The 23,641-nt window shown below is 72.7% G+C and carries 15 protein-coding genes and 1 pseudogene; 13 read left to right on the top strand and 3 right to left on the bottom strand.

The genetic code is table 11. From position 1 onward, the window contains the following. Positions 1-62 precede the first annotated feature (62 nt). The gene (locus AC3ETA_RS13155; RefSeq protein ID WP_432193089.1) at positions 63-572 is read right to left on the bottom strand and encodes a glutathione peroxidase; all 510 of its coding nucleotides are present in this window, start codon (positions 570-572) and stop codon (positions 63-65) included. Positions 573-653: 81 nt separating this feature from the next. Next, a pseudogene (locus AC3ETA_RS13160) lies at positions 654-1,616 on the bottom strand (ArsR/SmtB family transcription factor); the annotation flags it as partial. Positions 1,617-1,686: 70 nt separating this feature from the next. Between AC3ETA_RS13160 and AC3ETA_RS13165 the strand changes: the two are divergent. The 12 genes from AC3ETA_RS13165 (at position 1,687) to AC3ETA_RS13220 (ending at position 14,589) form a co-directional block, all read left to right on the top strand. Further along, positions 1,687-2,880, top strand: coding sequence for an MFS transporter (locus AC3ETA_RS13165; RefSeq protein WP_432193037.1), 1,194 nt, complete (start codon positions 1,687-1,689; stop codon positions 2,878-2,880). A 374-nt stretch (positions 2,881-3,254) separates the two neighbouring features. Beyond that, positions 3,255-4,187 carry a 3-oxoacyl-[acyl-carrier-protein] synthase III C-terminal domain-containing protein gene (locus AC3ETA_RS13170; RefSeq protein WP_432193038.1) on the top strand — a complete coding sequence of 311 codons (933 nt, stop codon included), beginning with the start codon at positions 3,255-3,257 and terminating at the stop codon, positions 4,185-4,187. 31 nt (positions 4,188-4,218) lie between these two features. Beyond that, entirely contained in the window at positions 4,219-5,616 is a 1,398-nt protein-coding gene (locus AC3ETA_RS13175) for a preATP grasp domain-containing protein (RefSeq protein ID WP_432193039.1), read from the top strand. Between the two features lie 2 nt (positions 5,617-5,618). Next, complete coding sequence (locus tag AC3ETA_RS13180) at positions 5,619-6,917, top strand: type III PLP-dependent enzyme (protein WP_432193040.1); 1,299 nt, start codon at positions 5,619-5,621, stop codon at positions 6,915-6,917. Positions 6,918-6,940: 23 nt separating this feature from the next. Beyond that, positions 6,941-7,222 carry an acyl carrier protein gene (locus AC3ETA_RS13185; protein WP_432193041.1) on the top strand — a complete coding sequence of 94 codons (282 nt, stop codon included), beginning with the start codon at positions 6,941-6,943 and terminating at the stop codon, positions 7,220-7,222. Positions 7,223-7,224: 2 nt separating this feature from the next. After that, entirely contained in the window at positions 7,225-8,262 is a 1,038-nt protein-coding gene (locus AC3ETA_RS13190) for a hypothetical protein (protein ID WP_432193042.1), read from the top strand. After that, positions 8,237-8,896, top strand: coding sequence for a hypothetical protein (locus AC3ETA_RS13195; protein ID WP_432193043.1), 660 nt, complete (start codon positions 8,237-8,239; stop codon positions 8,894-8,896). The genes AC3ETA_RS13190 and AC3ETA_RS13195 overlap by 26 nt, the downstream gene beginning before the upstream one ends. Beyond that, positions 8,893-10,053, top strand: coding sequence for an acyl-CoA dehydrogenase family protein (locus AC3ETA_RS13200; protein ID WP_432193044.1), 1,161 nt, complete (start codon positions 8,893-8,895; stop codon positions 10,051-10,053). Before AC3ETA_RS13195 ends, AC3ETA_RS13200 begins: the two co-directional genes overlap by 4 nt. After that, positions 10,050-10,772, top strand: a complete 723-nt coding sequence (locus tag AC3ETA_RS13205; protein ID WP_432193045.1) for a 4'-phosphopantetheinyl transferase family protein — start codon at positions 10,050-10,052, stop codon at positions 10,770-10,772. The genes AC3ETA_RS13200 and AC3ETA_RS13205 overlap by 4 nt, the downstream gene beginning before the upstream one ends. A 165-nt stretch (positions 10,773-10,937) precedes the next feature. Then, entirely contained in the window at positions 10,938-13,133 is a 2,196-nt protein-coding gene (locus AC3ETA_RS13210; protein ID WP_432193046.1) for an MMPL family transporter, read from the top strand. 274 nt (positions 13,134-13,407) lie between these two features. Beyond that, positions 13,408-13,698, top strand: a complete 291-nt coding sequence (locus AC3ETA_RS13215; protein WP_177036719.1) for a response regulator transcription factor — start codon at positions 13,408-13,410, stop codon at positions 13,696-13,698. A gap of 213 nt (positions 13,699-13,911) precedes the next feature. Then, positions 13,912-14,589, top strand: a complete 678-nt coding sequence (locus tag AC3ETA_RS13220) for an AfsR/SARP family transcriptional regulator (protein WP_432193047.1) — start codon at positions 13,912-13,914, stop codon at positions 14,587-14,589. Positions 14,590-14,674: 85 nt separating this feature from the next. Here the strand turns inward: AC3ETA_RS13220 and AC3ETA_RS13225 are convergent, their stop codons facing one another. Next, a complete protein-coding gene (locus AC3ETA_RS13225) occupies positions 14,675-22,315 on the bottom strand; it encodes an amino acid adenylation domain-containing protein (RefSeq protein ID WP_432193048.1) in 7,641 nt (2,546 codons plus the stop codon). 276 nt (positions 22,316-22,591) lie between these two features. Between AC3ETA_RS13225 and sbnA the strand changes: the two genes are divergently transcribed. Next, positions 22,592-23,629 (top strand): 2,3-diaminopropionate biosynthesis protein SbnA, encoded by a 1,038-nt coding sequence (sbnA, locus tag AC3ETA_RS13230; protein ID WP_432193049.1) that lies wholly within the window; start codon positions 22,592-22,594, stop codon positions 23,627-23,629. The last annotated feature ends 12 nt before the right edge of the window (positions 23,630-23,641 follow it).

Below are 23,641 nucleotides of genomic sequence, written 5' to 3' on the forward strand. Positions count from 1 at the left end.
CGGCTGATCCGCCCGGTGACAAGGAGGCTCGACCCTGCCCCAGGGGCAAGGTCAACGGACGCTCAGGCCAGCTGGCTCTCGACGGCCGCCACCAGCTCGGCGGCCTCCGGCTCGGTCTGCGGCGAGAAGCGGGCGACGACGGTGCCGTCGCGGCCGATCAGGAACTTCTCGAAGTTCCAGCGGATGTCGCCGGTGTGCCCCTCGGCGTCGGCGAAGCCCACGAGGCGCTCGTACAGCGCGTGCCGGCCCTCTCCGTTCACCTCGACCTTCTCGGTCATCGGGAAGGTCACGCCGTACGTCGCCGAGCAGAACTCCGCGATCTCGTCGGCGGTGCCGGGCTCCTGGCCCATGAACTGGTTGCAGGGCACCCCGAGCACGGTGAAGCCGCGCTCCGCGTAGCGCTCCTGGAGCTTCTCCAGGCCGTTGTACTGGGGGGTGAGGCCGCACTTGGACGCCACGTTCACGATGAGGACGGCCTGGCCGGCGTACTGGGCGAGGTCGGCGGTGCCGCCGGTGAGGGCGTCGATGTCGACGTCGAGGGGGGAGTTTTCGTTGGTGTCTGCAGTCGTCATGAGGCGGATGCTAACTCCGGTGGGTGACGCCGATGGAACGCCGCCGGCCGGAGGGGGCTGGTCGCGCGGTTCCCCGCGCCCCTGAAGGGGCGCGGCCACCAGCACGTTTCCGGACATGGTGCGCGAATACAGCACCGATCGTCCTGTCCGCCTGCGCTCCACCAGTCCCGCGTCCAGCAGGATCCGCAGGTGGCGGCCGACCGAGCCGAGTGCCTGGCCGGTCACGGCGACGAGCTGGCTGGTGCTCATCGGGGAGCCGAGGAGTACGAGGACGGTGGCGCGGGTCTGTCCCAGCAGGGCGCTCAGGCCGGCCGGGACCGTGCGGGCGCCGGGGTCCGTGAGGGCGCCCGTGCAGGCGTAGACCAGGGCGTAGCGGTCGGGCTCCTCCCAGGAGACCCAGCCGGTCTTCGGGGTGACCGGCATGAAGACGAGCTCGGCGCCGGAGATCTCGCGGGGCGGGTACTCGCTGAGGTTCACCTGGAGGCGGTTGTCGCCGAGCCAGCGGGTCCGGCCCGGTCGCAGGGAGTCGAGCACCGCAGCCCAGCCGCCCTGGCTCACCTGCGCGGTCCGGGCGGCGACGTCCGCCTCCAGGATCCGTCGGCGGCGGTCCCAGTACGGCCGTACCGCCCGGGTCCAGACGTGTTCGAGGAGCGCGGCGGCACGGTCGGGAAGGTCGTCGCGGTGCAGTGCGGCGGGCAGGGGGCCGGCGAGGGAGACGGTGAGGTCGGCGCGCGCCGCGGCGGGGTCGGCCGAACGGACCCGGGCGACGACCTCCTCGAAGGTCTCCCCGTCCTTGGGGGTGGGGGCGATGAAGTCGGCGATCCACGCCCGGCCGAGCGCGGCGCGCACCAGCTGTGCGGTCGTGGGGTCGGCGGCGAGGCGGGCGCGGTAGGCGGGCAGGTGAGCGCGGAGCCAGTCCCGCTCGCCGGGGTGCGCGGGGGTGCCCGAGTGCAGCAGCTTCAGGCTCGCGAAGGTCTCGGCGAAGGGGGAGAGGACGAAACGGCTGCGGGCCAGGGTGTCCGCGTTGAGCTGCCACCATCCCATGCTCGCCCCCGGTGTTTCGCGTCAGCGCGAAACAATACGACCTGCGCGGACACCCCCGCAGACTCCGCGCATGCGCAGCTACCGCGAGCTTTTCCGCACTCCCGAGTTCACCCCGTTCTTCCTCGCCTCCGCGGCCCAGGGCGCCGCCCTGACGATCGGCGGGCTGGCGCTCGCCACGCTGGTCTACCGGGCCACGGACTCGCCGCTGCTGTCGGCGGTGAGCATGTTCGGGCCGCAGCTCGCGCAGATGCTCGGGGCGACCTTCCTCCTGTCGGGCGCCGACCGGCTGCCCCCGCGAGCCGCGCTGAGCAGCATCAGCCTCGCCTTCGCCGGCTGCACCGCGGTGCTTGCGCTGCCAGGGCTGCCGGTCGGGGCGGTCTTCGGCGTCGTCTTCCTCCAGGGCCTGATCGCCTCGCTGGGCGGGGGAGTGACCGGGGGTCTGCTGAACGAGATCCTGCCCAAGGACGGCTTCGTGCTGGGCCGCTCGGTGTTCAACATGGTCTTCGGGCTGGTGCAGGTCGTCGGCTTCGCGACGGGCGGCGCGCTGCTGGCGGTGCTGTCCCCTCGTACCTGTCTGCTGCTGTCGGCGGCGCTGTACGCCACCGCGTCCGTCGTCCTGCGGCTCGGCCTGTCGGCCCGCCCGCCGCGCTCCTCGGGCCGCCCGTCCGTCTCGGCGACCTGGCGCACGAACGCCCTCCTGTGGTCCTCGCGCCCCCGCCGCCTCACCTACCTGGGCATGTGGCTCCCCAACGGTCTGATCGTCGGCTGCGAATCCCTCTACGTCTCCTACGACCCCGGCGCCGCCGGCGTCCTGTTCTCCGCCGCCGCGCTCGGTATGTTCGTCGGCGATCTGAGCGTGGGCCGCCTCGTACCGCCCGCCCTGCGCCCCCGCCTGCCTGTCCCGCTTCTTCTGCTGCTGGCCGCGCCGTACCTGCTGTTCGCGCTGCGGCCGGGCCTGCCATGGGCCGCGCTGATCGTGTGCGTCGCCTCCGTCGGCTTCGGCGCGACCCTGGCCCAGCAGGAGCGGCTGATGGCCCTCACCCCCGACGAACTCGCGGGCCACGCCCTCGGCTTGCGCGGCGCCGGGATGCTCACCATGCAGGGCGTCGCCGCGGCCCTCGCGGGCACGGTGGCCCAACTGACCTCGCCCGGGACGGCGATGACGGCCACGGCGGCCACCTCGCTGGCCGTGACGCTGACGCTGGCGGCGGCAGGCCGCCACCAGGTGCGCGACGCCGAGCCGGTGACGGTTGCCCCGGAGTGACGGCCGCCCGGGGGTGACCGCTGTCCGGGGGTGACGGTTGCCCGTGGGGTGACGGTTGCCCGGGGGTGACGGCCTCCCGGGAGTGATCGCCGCTCGGGGGTGACCGCCCGGGGGTGACGGCCGCCCGGGAGTGACCGCTGCCCGGGGGTGACGGCTCCCCGGGAGTGACCGCCCGGGGGTGACGGCCGCCCGGGAGTGACCGCTGCCCGGGGGTGACGGCTCCCCGGGAGTGACCGGCCGGGAGTGACGGCTGCCCGGGGGTGACCGCCGCCCGGGAGTGACCGCCGCCCCCAAGAGGCCGCGGCGCCGGTGAGGGGCGCCCCGGTCAGCGCAGCGTCAGCTGGGCGTCAGCGGGGGCCGCGAATGTTGTGGGTATGACGTCCATCGTCGCGGTCTCCAGCAGTCTGCCCGACACCATTCCCATCGCCCGGTTCCAGCACGAACTCGGGCTGACCGACGTGCAGTTGAGGCGCTACCAGCGCTTCTACGGCCTGTCCGAGGTCTGCCGTGCCCCGGAGGCCCGCGAGACCGAGCTGCTGTTGCGCGCCACCGCCAAGCTCGCCGAGCTGCGCGGTCAGGAACAGCGCGTGAAGTACGTCCTCCAGGCGCGGACCATGCCCTCGCCGCTGCCCTATCCGCTGACGTCCCTCGCACCGCTCCAGGCCGAGCTGGGCCTGGAGCACGCGAGCGGGTTCGTGGTCTCGCACCACGCCTGCGCCTCGGGCCTGCTCGCCCTCGACATGGCGGGCACCCTGCTCGCCGCCGACCCCGACCCGGACGCCCTCGCCCTCGTCCTCACCGGCGAGAAGACCGGCACCGGCAAGACGCAGTCCATCCCGGACGTCACGGTGATGGGAGAGGGCACCGCCGCGTTCCTGGTCAGCGCCGACCGCTCCGGCCGCGACCGGATGCTCGGCTACGCCGCCCGCACCCACACCCGGTTCGGCACCGACTTCATCATGGGCGAGGCCGCCGCCAAGGACTTCCAGGACCTGTACGGGCCCGGCCTGACCGAGGTGATCGGCGCCGCCCTGGACGAGGCGGGCTGCAGGCTGGACGAGCTGGCGCTGGTGCTGCCGCACAACGTCAACCGGCTGTCGTGGATCGGCGTCTGCAAGGCGCTCGGGCTGCCCCTGGAGAAGGTCTTCCTGGACCTGGTGGCGCATACCGGGCACTGCTTCTGCGCGGACCCCTTCATCAACCTCCAGCGGGCCACGGAGCTGGGCCGGCTGCGCCCCGGCGACCGCTACCTGATGACCAGCGTGGGGCTCGGGGCGACCTTCGCGGCGATGGTCCTCGAGCACTGACCACCACATGAGAATGACGAGGTCGACACAGATGCAACCACCGCCCTCCGGCTTCACCAGGCGCCTGAAGCGCGCGATCACACCGGCCGCCGACACCCCCCTGGTGTTCCTGGGCAACTTCGAGGTCGAGAACCAGTGGGCGCTCGGTGAACCCGCGCTGCCCCGGGTCGGCGCGCACGCCGGCAGCGCCGTCGTCAACCGCATGGACGAGTTCGCGCTGCTGCTCGGCGGCAAGGACGACCACGTCGTCCTCAAGACCCCCCTCGACGACGGCTACCGCGCCTACCTGGAGGGCCTCGGGCTCGCCCTGCCCACGGTGCACGTGGTGGCCGGGCAGGACCCGCGCCGCACCGTCAGCGAGGACGCCCTCGCCGACCCGGAGCTGCTGCGCACCTTGTCCGCGCTGGCCGCCGGCGGTGCCCGGCTGACCGCGCACGGCATCTCCACCGTGGAGGAGGAGCTGGCCGAGCGCACGGGTCTGGCGCTCGCCGCGCCGGACGCCGCCACCTGCAAGCGGGTCAACAGCAAGGTCTACAGCCGCCGCCTCGCCGACGAACTGGGCATCCGGCAGGCACGGGGGTGGGCCTGCGAGACGCCGGACGAGCTGGCGGAAGCCGTCGCAGCGGCGGGTGAGCTGCTCGCCGCCGGCCGCAAGGTCGTCGTCAAGGACGCCTTCGGGGTGTCCGGCAAGGGCATCGTCGTCCTCGACAGCGACAAGCGGCTCGCGCGGCTGCACCGGATGGCCCTCACGCAGGCCGAGCGCGCCGCGGGCGAGGGCGGCACGGTGCGCACCGCGCTGGTCATCGAGGAGTGGGTCGCCAAGCGGGCCGACCTCAACTACCAGTTCACGGTGGGCCGGGACGGCTCCGTGCACTTCGACTTCGTCAAGGAACTGCTCACCGAGAACGGCGTCCACAAGGGCCACCGCATGCCCGCCCGGCTCACCGAACGCCAGGTCGCCGAGATCGCCGCCACCGCCGACCTGCTGGGCGAACGCCTCGCCGCCGACGGCTACTTCGGGGTGGCCGGCGTCGACGCCATGATCGACCCGGACGACGGTCTCTACCCGGTCGTGGAGATCAACGCCCGCAACAACATGTCGACGTACCAGAGCGTCGTCCACGAGGGCCTCGCCGGACCCGAAGAGGTCGCCGTCGCCCGCCACTTCACCGTACGTCTCACCCGGCCGCTGCCCTTCGCCGAGCTGCGCGAGGTCCTCGACGGGCTGCTGCTGACCGAGCGCGGCCCGCGCCCGCGCGGCCTGTTCGTCAACAACTACGCCACGGTGAACGCCGCCGCTGCCGACGCCGGCGCCGACGGTTTCGAGGGCCGGCTCTACGGCGTCCTGGTGGCCGCCTCCGACGCCGAGGTGGCCGCCCTCGACACCGACATCACCCGCCGCCTCGCGGCCCGCACGGATCGGAGCTGAACGTGAGCCTCGCCTACGAGGTGCAGGGCCTTCGCATCACCGAACTCGCCGAGCAGTACGGCACGCCCCTCTACCTGTACGACGGTGCGGAGATCACCACCCGCTTCCAGGGCCTGCGCGGGCGCCTGCACCCGGCGCTGGAGGTCTTCTACTCGCTGAAGGCCAACCCGAACGTCTCCGTCTGCGCGCTGCTGCACCGCTGCGGCGCCCGCGCCGAGGTGTCCTCGCTGACCGAGCTGGTCACGGCCCGCCGCGCCGGCGTCGCCCCGCACGACATCATCTTCCTCGGCCCCGGCAAGTCCCGTACCGAGCTGGCCGCCTGCCTCGACGAGGACATCCACGCGATCGTGTGCGAGTCCCTCGACGAGCTCGCCCTCATCGACGAGGTGGCACGGGAGAAGTTCGTCACCGCCCGGGTCGCGCTGCGCGTCAACCCGTCCTTCTCCGTCAAGGGCTCGGGCCTGACGATGGGCGGCAAGCCCCGCCAGTTCGGCATCGACGAGGAGCAGCTGCTCGCCGAGGGCCCGCAGCTCGCCTCCCGCTACCCGGCCGTACGCCTGATGGGTGTCCAGGTCTACCTGGGCACGCGCATCCTCGGCGAGGACACCGTCGTGGAGAACACCCGGCGCATCCTGGACCTCGCCGAACGCGTCTCGGCGCACCTCGGCTTCCCGCTGGAGACCGTCGACGTCGGCGGCGGCCTCGGCATCGCCTACTTCGACAACGAGAAGGACCTCGACCTCGACGAACTCGCCGCCGGGCTCAACCCGGTCGTGGACGCCTTCGCCGTACGGCATCCCGGCACCCGCATGATCATGGAGCTGGGCCGGTTCCTGGTGGCCGCGTCCGGCACCTATGTGACCCGGGTGCGCTACACGAAGCAGTCGATGGGCGAGAACTTCGCGGTCACCGACGGCGGCACCAACCACCACATGGCCGCCGTCGGTATCGGCTCCTACGTCAAGCGGAACTTCCCCATCGCCGCCCTGGAGCGCCTGGACGCCCCGGCCACCGAGTCCTGGCACATCACGGGCCCGCTGTGCACGCCGAACGACGTCGTCGGCAAGAAGGTGCCCATGCCGCCGCTGCAGGCCGGCGAGCTCATCGGCGTGCGGCGCTCCGGCGCCTACGGGCCGACCGCCTCGCCCGTGCACTTCCTCAGCCACGGCTACCCCGCGGAGGTCCTCGTCCTGGACGGACGGGCGCACCTGATCCGCGAGCGCGACGACGTCGAGGTGATGCTCGGCCGGCAGCGGCTGTACGACGCGCCGGGCGCCGACGACCACCGAACCCGGAACTGACCGAACCAGCAAGGAGAACCGGCATGACCGAGAACACCGCAGTCGTGGACACCGCCGAGCGGGCGCGCTTCGTGGACGCCGTCCGGGGGGGCCTGAGCGAGGTCCTGAACAAGGACGTATCCGGCGCCGACGAGGGCGTGCGCCTCTTCGACGAGCTGGGGCTCGACTCCAGCAGCGCGCTGGAGCTGCTCATCACCATCGAGGAGATCCTCGACGTGCAGTTCGACGCCGAGGACCTGGAGATGACGCACTTCGAGACGGTGGGCTCGCTCGCCGACTTCGTCGCGTCGGAAGCGGGCGCCTGAGCATGTTCCGCACGGCAGCGCCCGTACGGCACCCGGGGGCGGCGGGCGACGGACCCGCGGGGTCCGGTCCGTCGGCCGTGCCCCGGCTGGTGCGGGCGGCCCGCCACGCGCCGACGGCACCGGCGTCCGGCTATGCGCCGGTGCCCGAGCTGGAGCAGTTCTACGCCGAACTGGGCGCCCCCCACGGGCTGCCCTTCGCACGCGAGCGGTACGCCGCCTCGCCCCGGCGCACCTCCGTGGAGCTGGCGTTCGGCGCGCTGGACGCCCTGGGCGAACTGCCCGAGGACCGGGCGCCCGAGCTGGTCGTGGTCGCCTACGCCACGCCCGACTTCGTCCACGCCGAACTGGTCGCGTCCTGCGTGAAGGGGCGGCTGCCGGGCTCGCCCCTGGCCTTCGCGCTGTCCGACCAGGGGCCGCTCACCGGGTTCAGCGCCCTGCGGGTCGCCGTGGAGTACGCCCGGCGCTGCGGCTTCACCCGGCTGCTGATGCTGGTCGTGGACCAGAGCACGCAGCCGTTCGCGGTGCCGGACGAGGCGGCCGCGCACACCGACTCGGCCGTGGCGCTGCTGCTGGACTGGGACGGCGGCGCGGCCCCGGTCCGGGGCATGGCGCAGGGGCCGCTGTCGGCGCCGGGCCTGTTCGCCGGCTGGGATCCGGCGGCCGCGGTCGTGGCGGGCACGGGGCTCGCCGGCGCCGACTGCCGACTGCCCTCGTACGAGGGCCCGTCGGTGACCGCCGGGCCCGGACTGCCGGGCACCGGCGTCTGGACGGCGCTGCTGGACGCGGTGGGCCGGGGGATCACCGGGCCGGTGGTCGTGGCCGACCACGACCCGGGACGCGGGCTGCTGGCGCACTGCGCGCTCGACTGCGCCGCTGGGCTTCTGGGCCGGGAAGTCGGGGAAGCCGATGACGTCCGCGGGGGTGTGGTGGGCCGTGACCCTGGGCGGGGTTTGTCGGCGCACGGTGCGCTCGACCGCGATGGCGAACTTCCGACACGGGGGAATGGGGAGACCGATGACGGTTCCGGCCGAGGTGCGTGAGCACTGCCTTCAGGCGCGCGGCAACGCGCGCGCGGACGGACTGGTGCCCGCGCTGACGCTGCTGACGCGGGCCCTGTCGCCGAAGGCGGCGCCGCGCGGGCCGCGCGGGCACGCCGTCCTGCCGAAGGAACTGCTCGACGAGTTCGCGGTGATGGAGGCCGAGGACGCCGCCCGCGACGAACGCCACGACGACGTGCCGGTGCCCGGTCTCGGCGTGCTGCGGCCCGCCGGGGAGCAGGGCGCGGCCGAGGCGCCGGAGGGGCCCGACGCGCACGCCTGGGGCACGGGGCTCGCCTGGCTGCGGCTCGGCATGTCCGAGCGGCTGCGGGAGGCGTGCGTCGCCTATCTCGCGGCCCGGCAGGTCGAGGGCACCTCGCTGCTGATGCAGCAGATGGTCAAGGGCACCCTCGCCGACGTACTGATCGACCATCTGGAGATCGAGGGCGTCCTGGAGGAGCTCACCGAGGGCCCCGACGGCGACCGCGTCCTGGACCTGCTCCAGCGGCAGATCACCCGCGCCGACCGCACCCTCCTGCGCCTCCTCGGCGCCCACGGCTTCACCGCGGACGGCCCCGGACCGGCGGCCCACGCCTCGGAGCTGCTCGCCGACGTGTACCGCGGGGAGGACGCGTGATCAGCCTGCCCGCCCCGCTCGTCACCACCCGGGAGCACGTACGGCGCTGGGCCGGGGACCTGCGGGAGCACGCCCTCGAACTCGACGCGGACCCCGAGGCGATCCGGCGCCACCTCGATCTGCCCGCCGTGCGCTTCCTGGCCGGGCACCAGGTGCCGCCCGACTGGCAGCGGGCGAGCGAGGCGGCGGGCGCGGGCCCGGCGCACGGGCGGCCCACGCTCGAACGGGTGCTGGTCAGCGAGGAGTTGGCCCGCGGGGACGCGGGGATGATGCTGGCCTCGCCGGGCGCCTCGATGTGCGGGGCGCTGCTCGGCGTCCTCGGCAGCCAGGAGCAGCGGGACTGGGTGTACGGCAGGCTCGCCGAGCGCCCGCGCTGGACCTGCTTCGCCCTGACCGAACCCGAACGCGGCTCCGCCATCGGCGAGATGACCGCCACCCTCACCCCGGACGGTGCCGGCGGCTACCTCCTCGACGGCGAGAAGCGGTACGTCGGCAACGCCGCCCGCGCCGACGTCGGCGCCGTCTTCGCCCGCGTCGCCGGGACCGAACGGCTCGGGGTGCTGGCCGTCCTGGTGGACACCGCGGACCCCGGCTTCCGTGCCGAGCCGCTGCCCACCGTGGGGCTGCGTGGCGCACAGCTCACCCACATCACGCTGGAGCGGGTGCGGGTGCCCGCCGAGCGGGTGCTCGGGGCGCATCTGCCGCCGACCCGGCGCGGCATGTGGAGCATCGTCGCCGTCTTCAACCAGCTGCGGCCCAGCGTCGCCGCCATCGCCCTGGGCATCGCCCGCGCCGCCCACGACTACGTCGCCGAACACCGGCGGCTGCTGCGCGGGCGCGAGCGCGAGACGTACGAGGAACTCGGCCACCGCATCGACGCGGCCCGGCTGCTGACCTACCGGGCCGCCCTCGCCGTTGACCGGCGTCCGGCGGCCGGGCATCTCGCGTCGGCCGCCAAGGCCCGCGCCTGCGAGCTCGCCGAGGACGTGACCCTCGCCGCGCTCGGCCTGTTCGGCCCCGGTGCCCGGCTGGACCATCCGCTGCTGGAGAAGCTGGCCAGGGACGCCCGGGGCGTGGAGTTCATGGAAGGTACACGCAACATCCAGAAACTCAATCTCTTCCAGGGACTGCACACCGGAAAGGTGGGCCGTCCGTGAGCGCCGCGGTCGAGGTGTGGCGCATTCCGCTTTCTGTCGAACCGGAACCGGAGGACGGCCCTTCCGTTCTGGAGGATCTGCTGGACGACAACGAGAGATCCCGGGCCGGGATGGGGAAACTCCCCGGAATGCGGCGCCGTTTCGTACGGGCGCACGCCGCGGCCCGGATCATCCTCGGCGCCCGCCTCGGACAGCCGCCGGACACCGTGCGCTTCACCCGCGGACGCTGGGGCAAGCCCGCGGTCGAGGGCGCCCGCGGGCTGCACTTCAGCCTGTCCCACTCGGGGGAGCTGGCGCTGCTCGCGCTGGCGCCCGGACCTGTCGGCGTGGATGTGGAACTGGCCCGTGCCGAACTCGACTTCACCCGGCTGGCCAGGCGTTTCTTCCCGGAAGCGGAACGTGATTCGGTGGCGCGCGGCGGCCGGGGCGCCTTCGTGCGGCTGTGGACCCGCAAGGAGGCGTGCGTGAAGGCTGCGGGCGGCCGGCTCACCCAGGGCATGGGCCTGCCGGTGGCGCACCACGCGCCCCAGGCCGTCGTACGGGATCCGACGGGGGCCCTCGAAGGTCCCTGGCGGGTCGCGGACCTGGCGCTGCCCGACGGATATGCGGGCGCCGTCGCCCTGTCCGGCGGCGCTCCCTTTTCCGTGTCATCGCGGATGTGGTATGACATGCCGCCGGAAGAATCCGACGCCATGTCGGTCACCCGGGGTGTCAAGTAGAAGAAACTCCCCCTCGAATCGGAGTACTTGTACCCGTGATCGCGCACCGGGCCGTCAGTAGGTTTTGTTCAGGCAAGAGCGCGCGGTAATCACCACCGGCCGGAATTTCGAACCCAGGCGCGTGTCCGTGATCCCGGGCAATTCATTCGAGAAGGGGAAAGCAAAGTGGGAGGCAGGAACCTGATCACCAGGGCCGCTCGCTGGAGCGCCGTCCACCCCTGGTGGGCGATGACGCTCTGGGTGGTGTTCGTCCTGGGCGCCCTCGTGGTCGGCGGAATGACCGGCACACGGTCGGCGACCGACTCGGACCTGGCCATCGGGCAGTCCGGCCGCGCGGCCGAGATAGCCAAGGACGGCGGCCTGGAGAACCGGGCCGTGGAGAACATCCTGGTGACCCCCTACGAGGGCGGGCTCGACCAGGACAGGGCACGGGCGGCTGCCGACGACGCCGCGGACGCGCTGCGGGGCGCCGAGGGCGTCACCGCGATCGGCAGGCCCGTACCGGCTCCCGACGGTTCCGCCCTGCTGGTGCCGGTCACGCTCGGCGGGGACCCCGAGACCGCGAGCGAACGGGTGCAGCCCCTGCTCGACAAGGTCGAGAGGGCCGGCGAGAGGCACACCGGGGTCCGGGTCGAACTCGTGGGCGCCGGCTCGATCAAGGCCGGGCTCGACGACATGCTCTCCGAGGACCTGGGCCGGGCCACCGGGCTGAGTCTCCCGGTGACGCTGATCGTGATGGTGTTCGTCTTCGGCGCGATCGTCGCCGCGAGCGTCCCCGTCATCCTCGGCATCTCCTCCGTGCTCGCCGGCCTCGGACTGTGGGGCGTGGCCTCCCAACTCGTCGCCGACCCGGGCCCGGTGACCCACATCATCGTGCTGATGGGCATGGCCATCGGCGTCGACTACTCGCTCTTCTACCTCAAGCGGCAGCGGGAGGAGCGCGCGCTGGGCGCCGACAACATCGACGCCATCGAGATCGCCTCCGCCACCTCCGGCCACTCCGTGATGGTCTCCGGACTGGTCGTCATGGTCTCCATGGGCGCCCTCTACCTCGCCGGGCACATCGCCTTCGAGTCGATGGCCACCGGAGCGGTCCTCGTCGTCGCCATCGCCATGCTCGCCTCGCTGACCGTGCTGCCCGCGATGCTCTCCAAGTTCGGCCGCTACCTGGACCGTCCCCGGGTGCCGCTGGTGTGGCGGCTCACCCAGCGCGCCGGCACCAAGCCGCGCCTGTGGTCGGCGATGCTCAAGCCGTCCCTGCGGCACCCGGTCATCTCCCTGGTGCTGTCGGTGGGGGCGCTGCTCGCCCTCGCCGTGCCGGCCATGGACCTGAAGCTGAAGGCAACCGGCGTCGACGATCTGCCGCACTCCATCCCCGCCATGCAGGCCAACGAGCGGCTGACCGAGTCGTTCCCGAGCCAGGCCGACACGCACACCGTCGCCGTACGGGTCCCCGCGGACCAGGCCGGCCGGCTGCCCGACGCCGTGGCCTCACTCGTCGAACGCACCCAGCGCTCCGGCCTGTTCGTGCACACCCCGGCGCCCGAGGTGCGTACCTCCAGGGACGGCACGGTCGTCACCGTCGCGGTCGGAACCCGCTTCGACAGCAACTCCGAGAAGGCGCGCGAGTCCCTGACGGCGCTGCGCGAGGACATCGCGCCGGGGACCGTCGGCCGGGTGCGGGGAGCGGAGTTCGCCGTCGGCGGCAGCGACGTGGCCTACGACGTGGACTACCGGGCCAACGTGGTCGACAAGATGCCCTGGGTGCTCGGGGTGGCGCTGCTGCTGACCTTCCTCGTCATGGCGATCGCGTTCCGCTCGATCATGCTCGCGATGATCACGGTGGTGCTCAACGTCCTGTCCGCGGTGGCCTCGTTCGGGCTGCTGGCGCTGATCTTCCAGCGGACCTGGGCCGAGGGCTTCCTGGACTTCGAGTCCACCGGCCGGGTGGTGGCCTGGCTGCCGCTGATGCTCTTCGTGATCCTGCTCGGCCTGTCGATGGACTACCACGTCTTCGTGGTCAGCCGGATCCGGGAGGCGGCGCGCGGCGGGCTGCCGATCCGGGAGGCCGTCGAGCAGGGCATCACCCGCACGGCCGGCGTCGTGACGAGCGCGGCGGTGGTGATGGTCAGCGTGTTCGCGCTGCTGGCCTCGCTCAGCTTCATCGAGATGAAGCAGATGGGCGTGGGCATGGCCTGCGCGGTACTGCTGGACGCCACGCTCATCCGGATCGTCGTCCTGCCGTCGGTGGTCACCCTGCTCGGCTGGAAGACCTGGTGGCCCTCGCGGCTCGCGCATCAGAACGAGGCACGGCCGCCGCGGATTCCGGCACTGCTCGCGCGGCGGGCACCGATTCTCTGAGATTCTCCGACCACGGACTGGAGACGAAGGGGCGGCCCACCGGGCCGCCCCTTCGGTCACGTCTGTCACCTTTCGTGCCGGACCCGCGCTAAACGTCCTGTGAATTGTGTGGGCTGGACTTGGGAGTCCTGTGTCGAAAGTTGTGAGAGTTGTACACTCAGACGCGCGTTCGGCGGTGAGCGACCAACTGATACTTCACCGACCCATTGGGTGAATCATCAACATCCCGGCGGACGCGACGACGGGGGAACTGGGCGATCAGGGGGATATGTCCATGCACGGTGACGACGGCATGCCGTCGGCGCGTTGGCAGACCGAGCTCACTCGCGTAGGAGCGCTTTCCGATCGCGAGTTGCAGGTCTTCGCGCTCCTGGGTGCCGGACTTTCCAATCGCGGTATCGCGACCCGGCTCCAGGTCACGGAGCGCACGGTGAAGGCGCACGTCGCGAGCATTCTGACCAAGCTGGAGGTGGAATCCCGCCTTCAGGTCGGCTTGGTCGCCCAGGCTCATCAGCTCATGTACGAAGGTACAGTTTCGAACAGCTCGGACGTGATTGATAATTGATCGGTTCGAGTAACTCCCAGGTAATTCCCTTGTCGGGCCCGACGGAATGAGTCGCTTTCGTTCCGCGTGCTGCGCCCGAGGCCGTGAGGTGGGAGCTCGCGGCCGAATTCTTGGATAGGGATGGGAATTTTTGTGTACATCTCCATATTGGGCCCGCTGCTGATAGGGGACGGTCAGCGGACTGTCGGTCTGCGGGCGAAGAAGATACGGGTCATGCTGACCATGCTCGCGTTGAATCCCGGCCAAGTGGTCGCCTTCGACGAACTGATCGACGAACTGTGGGGCGAAGTCCCTCTCAAGAACACGCGCAACGCTCTTCAGGCCAACGTCAAGCGCATGCGCAGGGCGCTTGCCGAGTTCGGATTCGAGGATCCCGACCAGACCCTCATCCGTACCGTGGACAACGGCTACATGCTCGACGTCCCCGAGGAGGCCCTCGACGCCCACCGCTTCCTGCGGATGGCCGAAAAGGGCGCCGGCCTGGTGGGGGAGCGGCCGTACGAGGCGCGGGACCTGCTGCGGCAGTCCCTCTCGATGTGGCGGGGACCGGCCCTGCTCGACGTGAGCGACGGGCCGCGCTGCCGGGCCGTGGCGCTCCGCCTCGACGAACAGCGCAAGACAGCCAGGGAAGATCTGATCGAGGCACAGTTGCAGGCCGGCGAGGCGGGGGTCGTCGTTGCCGAGCTGAAGCAGTTGCTGGCTCAGTATCCCGAACGGGAGCGGTTCAGCGAGCAGTTGATGATCGCGCTGTACCGCTGCGGACGGCAGTCCGAGGCGATCGACATCTTCCATCGCACCCGTAAGTGGCTGGACGAGGAACTGGGACTCAAGCCGTCGCGGCGGCTGCACAGCACGTATCAGGCCATCCTGATGCAGGACCCGTCCCTGTGACTCCGTAGGCCGAACGACGAGGGCGCCGGTGGCTCGTGCTGAGCCACCGGCGCCCTCGTCGTGTCCGTACCGCCTCAGGTCCGCCTCAGGTCCGGCGCAGGGCCCGGTCCGTGAGCGCGCCGATGTGGCGTGCCGCCTCGCCGCTCAGCATCTCCTCGTGCCCGCACGGCACGTCGTGGACCACGACCGCCCCGTCCACGTACGGCCGCCAGCGCGCCGCCGGGTCGCCGGTCGGGGCGTCGGGCTCCGCCGAGGCCACGAAGAGCGTGAGCTCACCCGTGTAGCGGCCGGGGGTGAAGCGGCGGGCGATGTCGGTGTGGTGCCGCATGACCGCCATCAGACGACGCAGGTCCGCCTCCGGGATGTCCGCGCCGCGGGCGTGGTGTTCGAGGAACGCCGTGCGGATCTGCTCGTCGGTGGGGTTCGGGTCGTCGGGCTCGACGGGAGCCACGTCCAGCGCCGCCAGGAAGGCGACCTGCTCGCCCGTCTCCTGGAGCCGGACGGCCATCTCGTGCGCGACCAGTCCGCCGAACGACCAGCCCAGCAGGTGGTACGGCCCCTTCGGCTGGACCTGCCGGATCCGCTCGACGTAGACCGCGGCGAGGGCGGGGACGTCCTGGGGGCGCTCCCAGCCGCCGGGGGCCGCGGCTATGCCGTCCGACTGGAGGGCGTGCACCGGGCGTCGCGTGTCGAGGTGGGCGGTGAGTCCGGCGAAGGGGAAGCCGAAGCCGACGCCGCCGTGAACGCAGAACAGTGGGGGGAGGGCGCCGGTCGGGCGGAGGGGGAGGAGGGGGGTGAGTGCGGGTGCCGGTGCCTGAGCGGGTGCGGGGGTGGGCACGCGGCCTTCGGCGGCGTCGGGGTTCCCACCCGAACCGCCCGCGCGGGTATCGCTGTCGGGTGCGGGTGGCCCCTGTGGGGCGTGCCCGCCGTCGGCGGGCGTCGCGGCGATGTTCTCGGCCGCTGTCGCCAGTGCCTTCACCGTGCGGTGGGTGAAGACGTCCGACAGGGACAGGGCGAGGCCCGCCTTTTCCGCTCGGCTGACAATCCGGACCGAGCGCAGGCTGTCGCCGCCCAGGGTGAAGAAGTCGGCGTCGGCGTCCACTTGGGGCAGGCCCAGGACCTCGCAGAAGATGTCCGCCAAAGCCTTCTCGGCGGGGGTGTGCGGGGGACGGCCGGTGCTTTCGGGGGCCGGGGTGCCCGGGGCCGGCAGGGCGCGGGTGTCGAGTTTGCCGTTCGGGGTCAGGGGGAGCTCGGGCAGGGTGACGAGGGACGCCGGGACCATGTGGGCCGGCAGGGACCCGGCGACGTGGGCGCGCAGGACGGGCACGTCGACGGCGGCGACGCCGGGCACCGGGACGACGTAGCCCGTCAGTTGCCGGTCGCCCGTCGGCGTCGCGGTGACCACCACCGCCGCCTGCGCGATCACCGGATGCCGGGTCAGCGCGGCCTCGATCTCGCCCGGCTCGATCCGGAAGCCCCGCAGCTTGACCTGGTGATCGGCACGGCCGACGTAGTCCAGCGTGCCGTCGGAGCGCCGGCGCACCAGGTCGCCCGTGCGGTACATCCGGGTGCCGGGCCCGCCGAACGGGTCCGCGACGAAGCGCTCGGCGGTGGTGCCGGGGCGGCCGAGATAACCGTGGGCCAGCCCGCCGCCCGCGAGGTACAGCTCGCCGGTGACGCCGACCGGCGTCGGAGCGAGGGCCGAGTCCAGGACGTAGCCGCGGAAGTTGGCCAGCAGACGGCCGATCGGCGGTTTCCCGCCCGCGGTGAGCGGATCGCTCCAGGTGGCGGCGACCGAGGTCTCCGTCGGGCCGTAGGCGTTGCGCAGCGTGACGTGCGGGGCGATCCGCTCGACCACGGCCGGCGGACAGGCCTCGCCGCCGACCAGCAGACACAGGTCGCCCGGCAGCGCGGCCGGATCGGGAAAGCCGGCCACGACGGTGGGCGGCAGGATCGCGTGGTTGACGCCGTACTCGGTGATCAGCTCGGCCAGCAGCGGCGCGGACAGCCGGCTGTCGGCGGTCGCGCACACGAGCGTGCCGCCCGAGTACAGCGAGGCGGACAGCTCCCACACCGTCGCGTCGAAGCTGAACGACGCGAACTGGAGCGCCCGGGTCCCCGGCCCCGCACCCAGCTCCGCCCGCAGGTTGGCGACCAGATTGGCCGCCCCCGCGTGCGGCACGGCCACGCCCTTGGGGCGGCCGGTGGAGCCGGAGGTGTAGATGACGTACGCCGTGTCCCGCGCAGTCAGCGGCCGGGTGCGGTCGGCGTCCGCGAGGTCGGTGGCGGGCAGCGCGCCCAGCTCGGCCAGGGTCGCCGGGGCGTCCAGGACCAGCGCGGACACCCCGGGAAGCCGGACGGCGGCCTCCTCGACGGACAGGACCTCGGCCGGGGCGGCGTCCTGGAGCATGTGGGCGATGCGCTCGGCCGGGTAGTCGGGGTCGACGGGCAGATAGGCGGCGCCGGTCTTCAGCACGGCCAGCAGCGCCACGACCGTACGGGCCGACCGGGGCAGTGCCAGCGCGACCAGGTCACCGGGGCCGATGCCGCGGCCGAGCAGCAGCCGGGCGAGGCGGTTGGCCTCGGCGTTGAGCTCCCCGTAGTCCAGCGGGTCGGCGCCGGGGACGAGCAGCGCCGGACGGGCGGGAGCCTCGGCCACCTGCGCCTCGAAGAGCGCCGGCAGGGTCACCGGAGGCTGCGGCAGCACCCGGCCCTGATGCTCGGTCAGCAGGGCGTGCCGGTCCCCGGCGGTCAGCAGGTCCAGGGCGCCGAGCGGTGCGTCGGGGGTGCGGGCCGCGGAGGTGAGGAGGGTGGCGAGGGCGTGCGCCACACGGTCCGCCGTGGCCTCGGTGAACAGGTCCGCGCTGTACTCCAGCAGGATGTCCAGACCGCCCGGAGCACCGTCCGCGGCCACGCGCTCGGTCACCTCGAAGGAGAGGTCGAACTTCGCCGTGGTGGAGGGGACGGACTCCACCCAGGCCGTGACGCCCGCCATCCCCGGCAGCGGACCGTCCGCGTTCTGGAACGACAGCACGACCTGCACGAGGGGCTGCCGGGCCAGTGAGCGCGCCGGCTTCAGCTCGTCGACGAGATGCTCGAACGGCAGCTCCGCGTGCGCGTACGCCGTCAGGTCCGACTCCCGTACCCGGGCGAGCAGTTCGGTGAAGGTGGGGTCGCCCGAGGTGTCGGTGCGCAGCACGAGCGTGTTGACGAAGCAGCCGACCAGGTCGCGCACCGCGTCGTCGGTACGGCCCGCGACCGGGCTGCCCAGCGGGATGTCGGTGCCCGCGCCGAGCCGGGTCAGCAGCGCCGCGAGACCCGCCTGCACGGCCATGAACAGGCTCGCGCCGGAGCGCCGCGCCAGCTCGGCCAGACGCGCGTGCGTCTCTGCGGGCACGGTGTGCGCCACGCTGCCGCCGCGCCCGCCGGCCCGGGCGGGGCGCGGGAAGTCGGCGGGCAGCTCCAGCTCCTCCGGCAGACCGGCCAACGCCTCGCGCCAGTGCGCGAGTTCCCTCGCGATCAGGCTGTCCGGGTCGTCCTTGGCACCCAGCAGCTCCCGCTGCCAGCGCGCGTAGTCCGCGTACCGCACCGGCAGCGGCTCCCAGTCCGGCGCGCCGCCCGCCAGCCGCGCCCGGTACGCGGTCACGACGTCCCGCGCCAGCGGCTGGAGGGACCAGCCGTCGGCGGCGATGTGGTGCACGGTGAGCGCGAGCACGTGACGGTCCGCGCCGAGCGCGAACAGCCGGGCGCGCAGCGGTACTCGGCAGGACAGATCGAAGGGGTGCGCGGCCTCCGCGGCGAGCGCGCCGGCGAGGGCCGCCTCACCGCTCAGCCGTACGCCCTCCATACGGGCGCCCGCCTCCGCCGCCTCCTCGCGGGACAGCACCAGCTGTGACGGCAGCCCGTCGGCCTCGGTGAACACCGTGCGCAGACTCTCGTGCCGGGCCACCACGTCGGCGAGCGCCGCGGTGAGGGCGGGCGCGTCGAGCGGGCCGGTGAGGCGGACGGCCAGGGGGATGTTGTACGTGCCGGCCGGGGTGCCCATACGGCTGAGGAACCACAGGCGTTCCTGGGCGTAGGAGAGGGGGGCCGAGGCGGTGGGGCGGTTCGGGGCGGGGCGCAGGGGCGGGCGGTCGGTGGGGATGGGGGTGGGGATGGGCGTGGGGGTGTGCGTCGGCTTCGTGGCGTCTGCGGCGGGCGTGGCGGGCGTGGCGGGCGCGGGAAGCGTGCGGGCCAGTGACTCCGCGGTGCGGGTGTCGAAGAGGGTGCGGACCGGGACGTCCACGCCGAGGTCCGCGCGCAGCCGGTTGGCCACCCGGATCGCGGACAGGGAGTGGCCGCCGAGGGCGAAGAAGTCGTCGTCGGCGCCGACCCGTTCGAGGCCCAGCGCCTCCGCGAAGGCCGTGCACAGCAGTTCCTCGTACGGCGTCGCGGGCGGGCGGCCCGTGCCCGTGCGGTCGTCCGGCGGGGCGGGCAGCGCCTTGCGGTCGACCTTGCCGTTCGGGGTCAGCGGGAGGGTGTCCAAGGGGACGTACACGGCAGGGACCATGTGCTTGGGCAGCACCGCGGACGCGCGCTCCCGCAGCCGGTCGCGGTCGGTCCCTGCCGGTACGACATAGGCGACCAGGCGGGGTTCTCCGCCGTGGTCGGTGCGGGCCGTGACGACGGCCCGCTCGACGCCGGGCTGCGCGCCCAGCACGGATTCGATCTCGCCGAGTTCGATGCGGTGGCCGCGGATCTTGATCTGGTGGTCGCTGCGGCCGGCGTATTCGAGGGTGGTGCCGGTGCCGGTGCCGGTGCCGGTGCCGGTGCCGGTGCCGGTGGTTGTGGTCGTGGTCGTGCTTGTGCTTGTGCTTGTGGCGTCTGTCGTCCAGCGGACTATGTCGCCCGTGCGGTACATGCGGGTGCCGGGTGGGCCGTACGGGTCCGCGACGAAGCGGTCCGCCGTCAGGGCCGGGCGGCCCAGGTAGCCGCGGGCGAGGCCGGAGCCGGCGATGTAGAGCTCGCCGTAGGAGCCGTCGGGGGTGGGGCGGAGGGCGGCGTCGAGGACGTACACGGCCGTGTTGGCGATGGGGTGGCCTATGGGGGGTGGGCCCTGGACGTGCGGGGTGAGCTGTGCGGTAGTGGACCAGATGGTGGTTTCCGTCGGGCCGTAGACGTTGGTGACCGAGGCGCAGTGGGTGGTGAGGGCGCGGGCCAGGGGGCCGGGCAGGGCCTCGCCGCCCACGAGGGCGCGGAGGTTCTTCAGCGCGGGGGCGTGGTCGGTGGTGAGGGTCTGCCACAGGCTGGGGGTGGCCTGCATGAGGGTTGCGCCGGTGGTGGTGATGGCTGTGGCCAGGGCGGCGGGGTCGCGGACCGTTTCGCGGTCGGCGAGGACGAGTTCGGCGCCGGTGGCCAAGGGGACGAAGAGTTCGAGGTTGGCTATGTCGAAGCCGAAGGTCGTGACTGCGAGGAAGCGGTCCTGGGGGGTCAGCCGGAAGCGGTGGGACATGTCGTGGACGAGGTTGACGAGGGCGGCGTGGGGGACGACCACGCCCTTGGGGCGGCCGGTGGAGCCTGAGGTGTAGATGACGTACGCGGGGGCGCTCGGGGGCACGCGGCCTGCGGCCGCGTCGGGATTCCCACCCGCACCGTCCGTACGGGTTCCGTGGCCGGGTGCGGGTGGTCCCTGCGGGGGCTGCGCGCCGTCGGCGGCTGCCGCGTCGAGGATCCACACCCTGCCTGGACCGGCGCTCTCCGTGTCATCCGTCGTCAGGAGAGGGGCCACCCTGGTGTGGGTCAGGGTTACCACCGGGGCCGCGTCCGTGAGCATGTAGTGGAGGCGGTCCGGAGGGTAGTCCGGGTCCAGGGGGAGGTATGCCGCGCCTGTCTTCAGGACGGCCAGGGCCGCCACCACCAGGTCGCAGGAGCGGTCCAGGGCCAGGGCCACCACTCGTTCCGGGGCCGCGCCCGCCGCGCGCAGGGCGGAGGCCAGGGTGTCGGCCCGGGCGTGGAGTTCGCGGTGGGTGAGACGGTCCTCGCCGCAGCGTACGGCCGGCGCGTCCGGGGTGCGTTCGGCCCACTGTTCCAGGAGCGGAGCCAGCAGGCCGCCCGGGAGGTCGGCGGCGGTGCGGTTGCGGGTGGTGAGGAGGCGGGTCCGCTCGGGGTCGTCGAGGAGGACGTCCAGGCGGCCGGTGGGGGTGTCCGGGTCGGTCACCGCCGCTTCGAGGAGGCGGGCGAAGCGCAGGCCCAGGGTGCGGGCCGTCGCGTGGGGGACGCGGGACGGCAGGTGGCTGATCGCGAGGCCGAACGGCGTGCCGGGGAACACCGTGAGCGTCAGGGGGTAGTGCGTGGCGGAACGGATGTCGATCGCCGTCACCCGGGGGCCGGACTCCGGCGGCGTCAAGGGGACGTCGCCCATCGGGTAGTTCTGGAACATCAGCGCCGTGTCGAAGAGTTCCCCGCGCACCGGCGTCAGCTGCTGGACCTCGGCGAGCGTGAGGTGCTCGTGCGGCAGCAGCTCGGTCTGACCGGCCTGCACGGCGGCGAACAGCTCGGCCGGTGTGTGCCGGGGGTCCACGTCGACCCGTACGGGAAGCGTGTTGGCGAACAGGCCCACCATCGCCTCGACGCCGGGCAGTTCGGCCGGGCGCCCGGAGGAGACCGCACCGAACAACACCGTGTCCTGCCCGGTCAGCCGCGACAGCAGCAGCGCCCAGCAGCCCTGGACCACCGAGTTGACGGTCAGACCACGAGCACGGGCGAGACGGGTGAGGGCGGCGGTGACGTCCGGGGCGAGCTCGACGGGGACCTGGGCGGGCAGCACGTCGGCCTGCGAGGCGCCGGATCCATCACCGTCGGCCGCCTCCGACGCCGGTGGTGCCGCCTCCGACGCCGGTGGTGCCTCCTGTGGCGTGGGTGCTGCTGCGTGTGGTGCGGGTGGTGCTGCGTGTGGCGCAGCAGGCGCTGCGTGTGGCGTGGGTGGTGCTTCATGTGGCGTGGGTGGTGCTGCGTGTGGCGCAGCAGGCACCGCCGGCGCCGCGGGAGGTGCCTCCTGCGGCGCCGGAGGTGCCTCCTCCGGCACCAGCCGCGTCGGCTCCGACACCCCGGCGAGTGCCCGTCCCCAAGCCTCCCGTGCCGCCTCCTTGTCCTGCGCGCCGAGCCAGGCGAGGTGGGCGCGGTAGTGCGGGACAGCGGGATTGGGGGTGACGTCGAGGCCGGCCGTTGCCTCGGTCCCGGCCGCCCCGCCCAACCCGGCCGCACACTCGGCCAGTTCACGTGTGAGCGTCGCCATCGACCAGCCGTCCACCAGGATGTGGTGGACCGTCCACAGCAGGCGGCTGCGGCCCCCGGCGCCCCTGAGCAGGGTGAAGCGGTGCAGGGGCGGGCGGGTCAGGTCGAAGCGGCGCAGGCGGTCCTCGTGGGCCGGCCGGTCCAGGGCCGCCGCGTCCGTGTCGGGCAGCAGCAGCTCCTGCCACGGCAGTTCCACCGACTTCGGAACGACCTGGACCGCCTCGCCGGTGCGGCGGGTGCGGAAGCATGCCTTGAGGTTCGGGTGACGTTCCAGGAGCATGGCCGCCGCCGCACGCAGCGCCCCGGCATCGGCGTCGGTCAGGTCCTCGAAGTCGACCACCAGTTGAAGGGTGTAGAGGTCCGTTCCCTCACGGTCGTATTCCGCGAGGAACAACAGCCCCTGTTGCAGGGGCGTGAGCGGAAGGACTTCACTGATGGCGGATGGCCGATTCAAGCCGTGCTCCTCACGGAAGAGCTGGGTGGGCGGAAGTCGGGAACATTTCCGACCGCTCGACGATTTCCGATCGCACTGACGCTGAACTGACCGGTAACTGACGACCCGCTGACGCATTCACCGGAGGCCCGCCACCGCGCGGGCCTCCCGCGAAGCACCTCGCCGAGCATCCGGGACACCCCTTCCCGCCCTGTCAGCAGCCCGTCAGCACCTCGTCAGCGCCCGCCGACAGGCTTGGCGGCGAGGCTCATTCGTCGCCGAAGGCCAGGAGTGCCAGTGCCGGTTATATCCGCGTCGCATGAATTCGATGTCAGCGACCTCTTCGTGAATCTGCAACCGCTCTTCGGGCGCCGTCTCTTTCTCAAGGTCGAGGGATTCAACTTCGCCGGCTCCATCAAGCTGAAGGCGGCCCGCGAGATGGTCGCGCAGGCCGAGGCCGCAGGCGGGCTCGGCCCCGGCTCGACCCTCGTGGAGTCCTCGTCCGGCAACATGGGCGTCGCCCTGGCCCTGCTCGCCGCGAGCCGCGGCTTCAGGTTCCTGTGCGTGACCGACTCCCGCTGCAACGCGGTGACCCGGCGCACCATGGAGTCGCTCGGCGCCGAGGTGCACGTCATCACCGAGCCCCACGAGACCGAGGGCTTCCTCGGTGCCCGGATCCGCCACGTCAAGGCGCTGCTGGCCGCCGACGACAAGAAGGTCTGGCTCAACCAGTACCTCAGCCCCGGCAACTGGATGGCCCACTACCGCACCACCGCGCCCGCCATCGCCCGCCAGTTCCCCGACCTGAACGTGCTGTTCGTCGGGGCGGGCACCACGGGCACCCTGATGGGCTGCGCCCGCTACTTCCGCGAGCGCCGGCCCTCGGTGCGGGTGGTCGCCGTCGACAGCGTCGGCTCGGTCACCTTCGGCCGCCCCGCGGCCACCCGGCACATCCCCGGCCTCGGCACCAGCGTGCGGCCCGCGCTGCTCGACGAGTCCCTGGTCGACGCCGTCGTACATGTCCCGGAAGCCGCGACCGTGCGTACCTGCCGGGAGTTGATGCGGCACGGATTCTCCTTCGGCGGCTCCACCGGAACGGCCGTGACCGGAGCGCTGAGCTGGCTCTCCGAACAATACGGCGACACCACGTCGGGCATTCGCGAGCAGGTGACCGCGGTGACCATTTCCCCGGACCTCGGCGAGCGCTATATGGAGACCGTTTACCACGACGAATGGGTCACGCATTCCCTCGGGCCGGAATCCCTCATGGAGAACGCCGAAGGGGCCTGGGCGGGCACGGAATCGACGGCCGGCCTCGAGACGGTCTCCGGCTGAACGGCACAAGCG

It is taken from the genome of Streptomyces sp. bgisy027 (genome assembly GCF_057710365.1).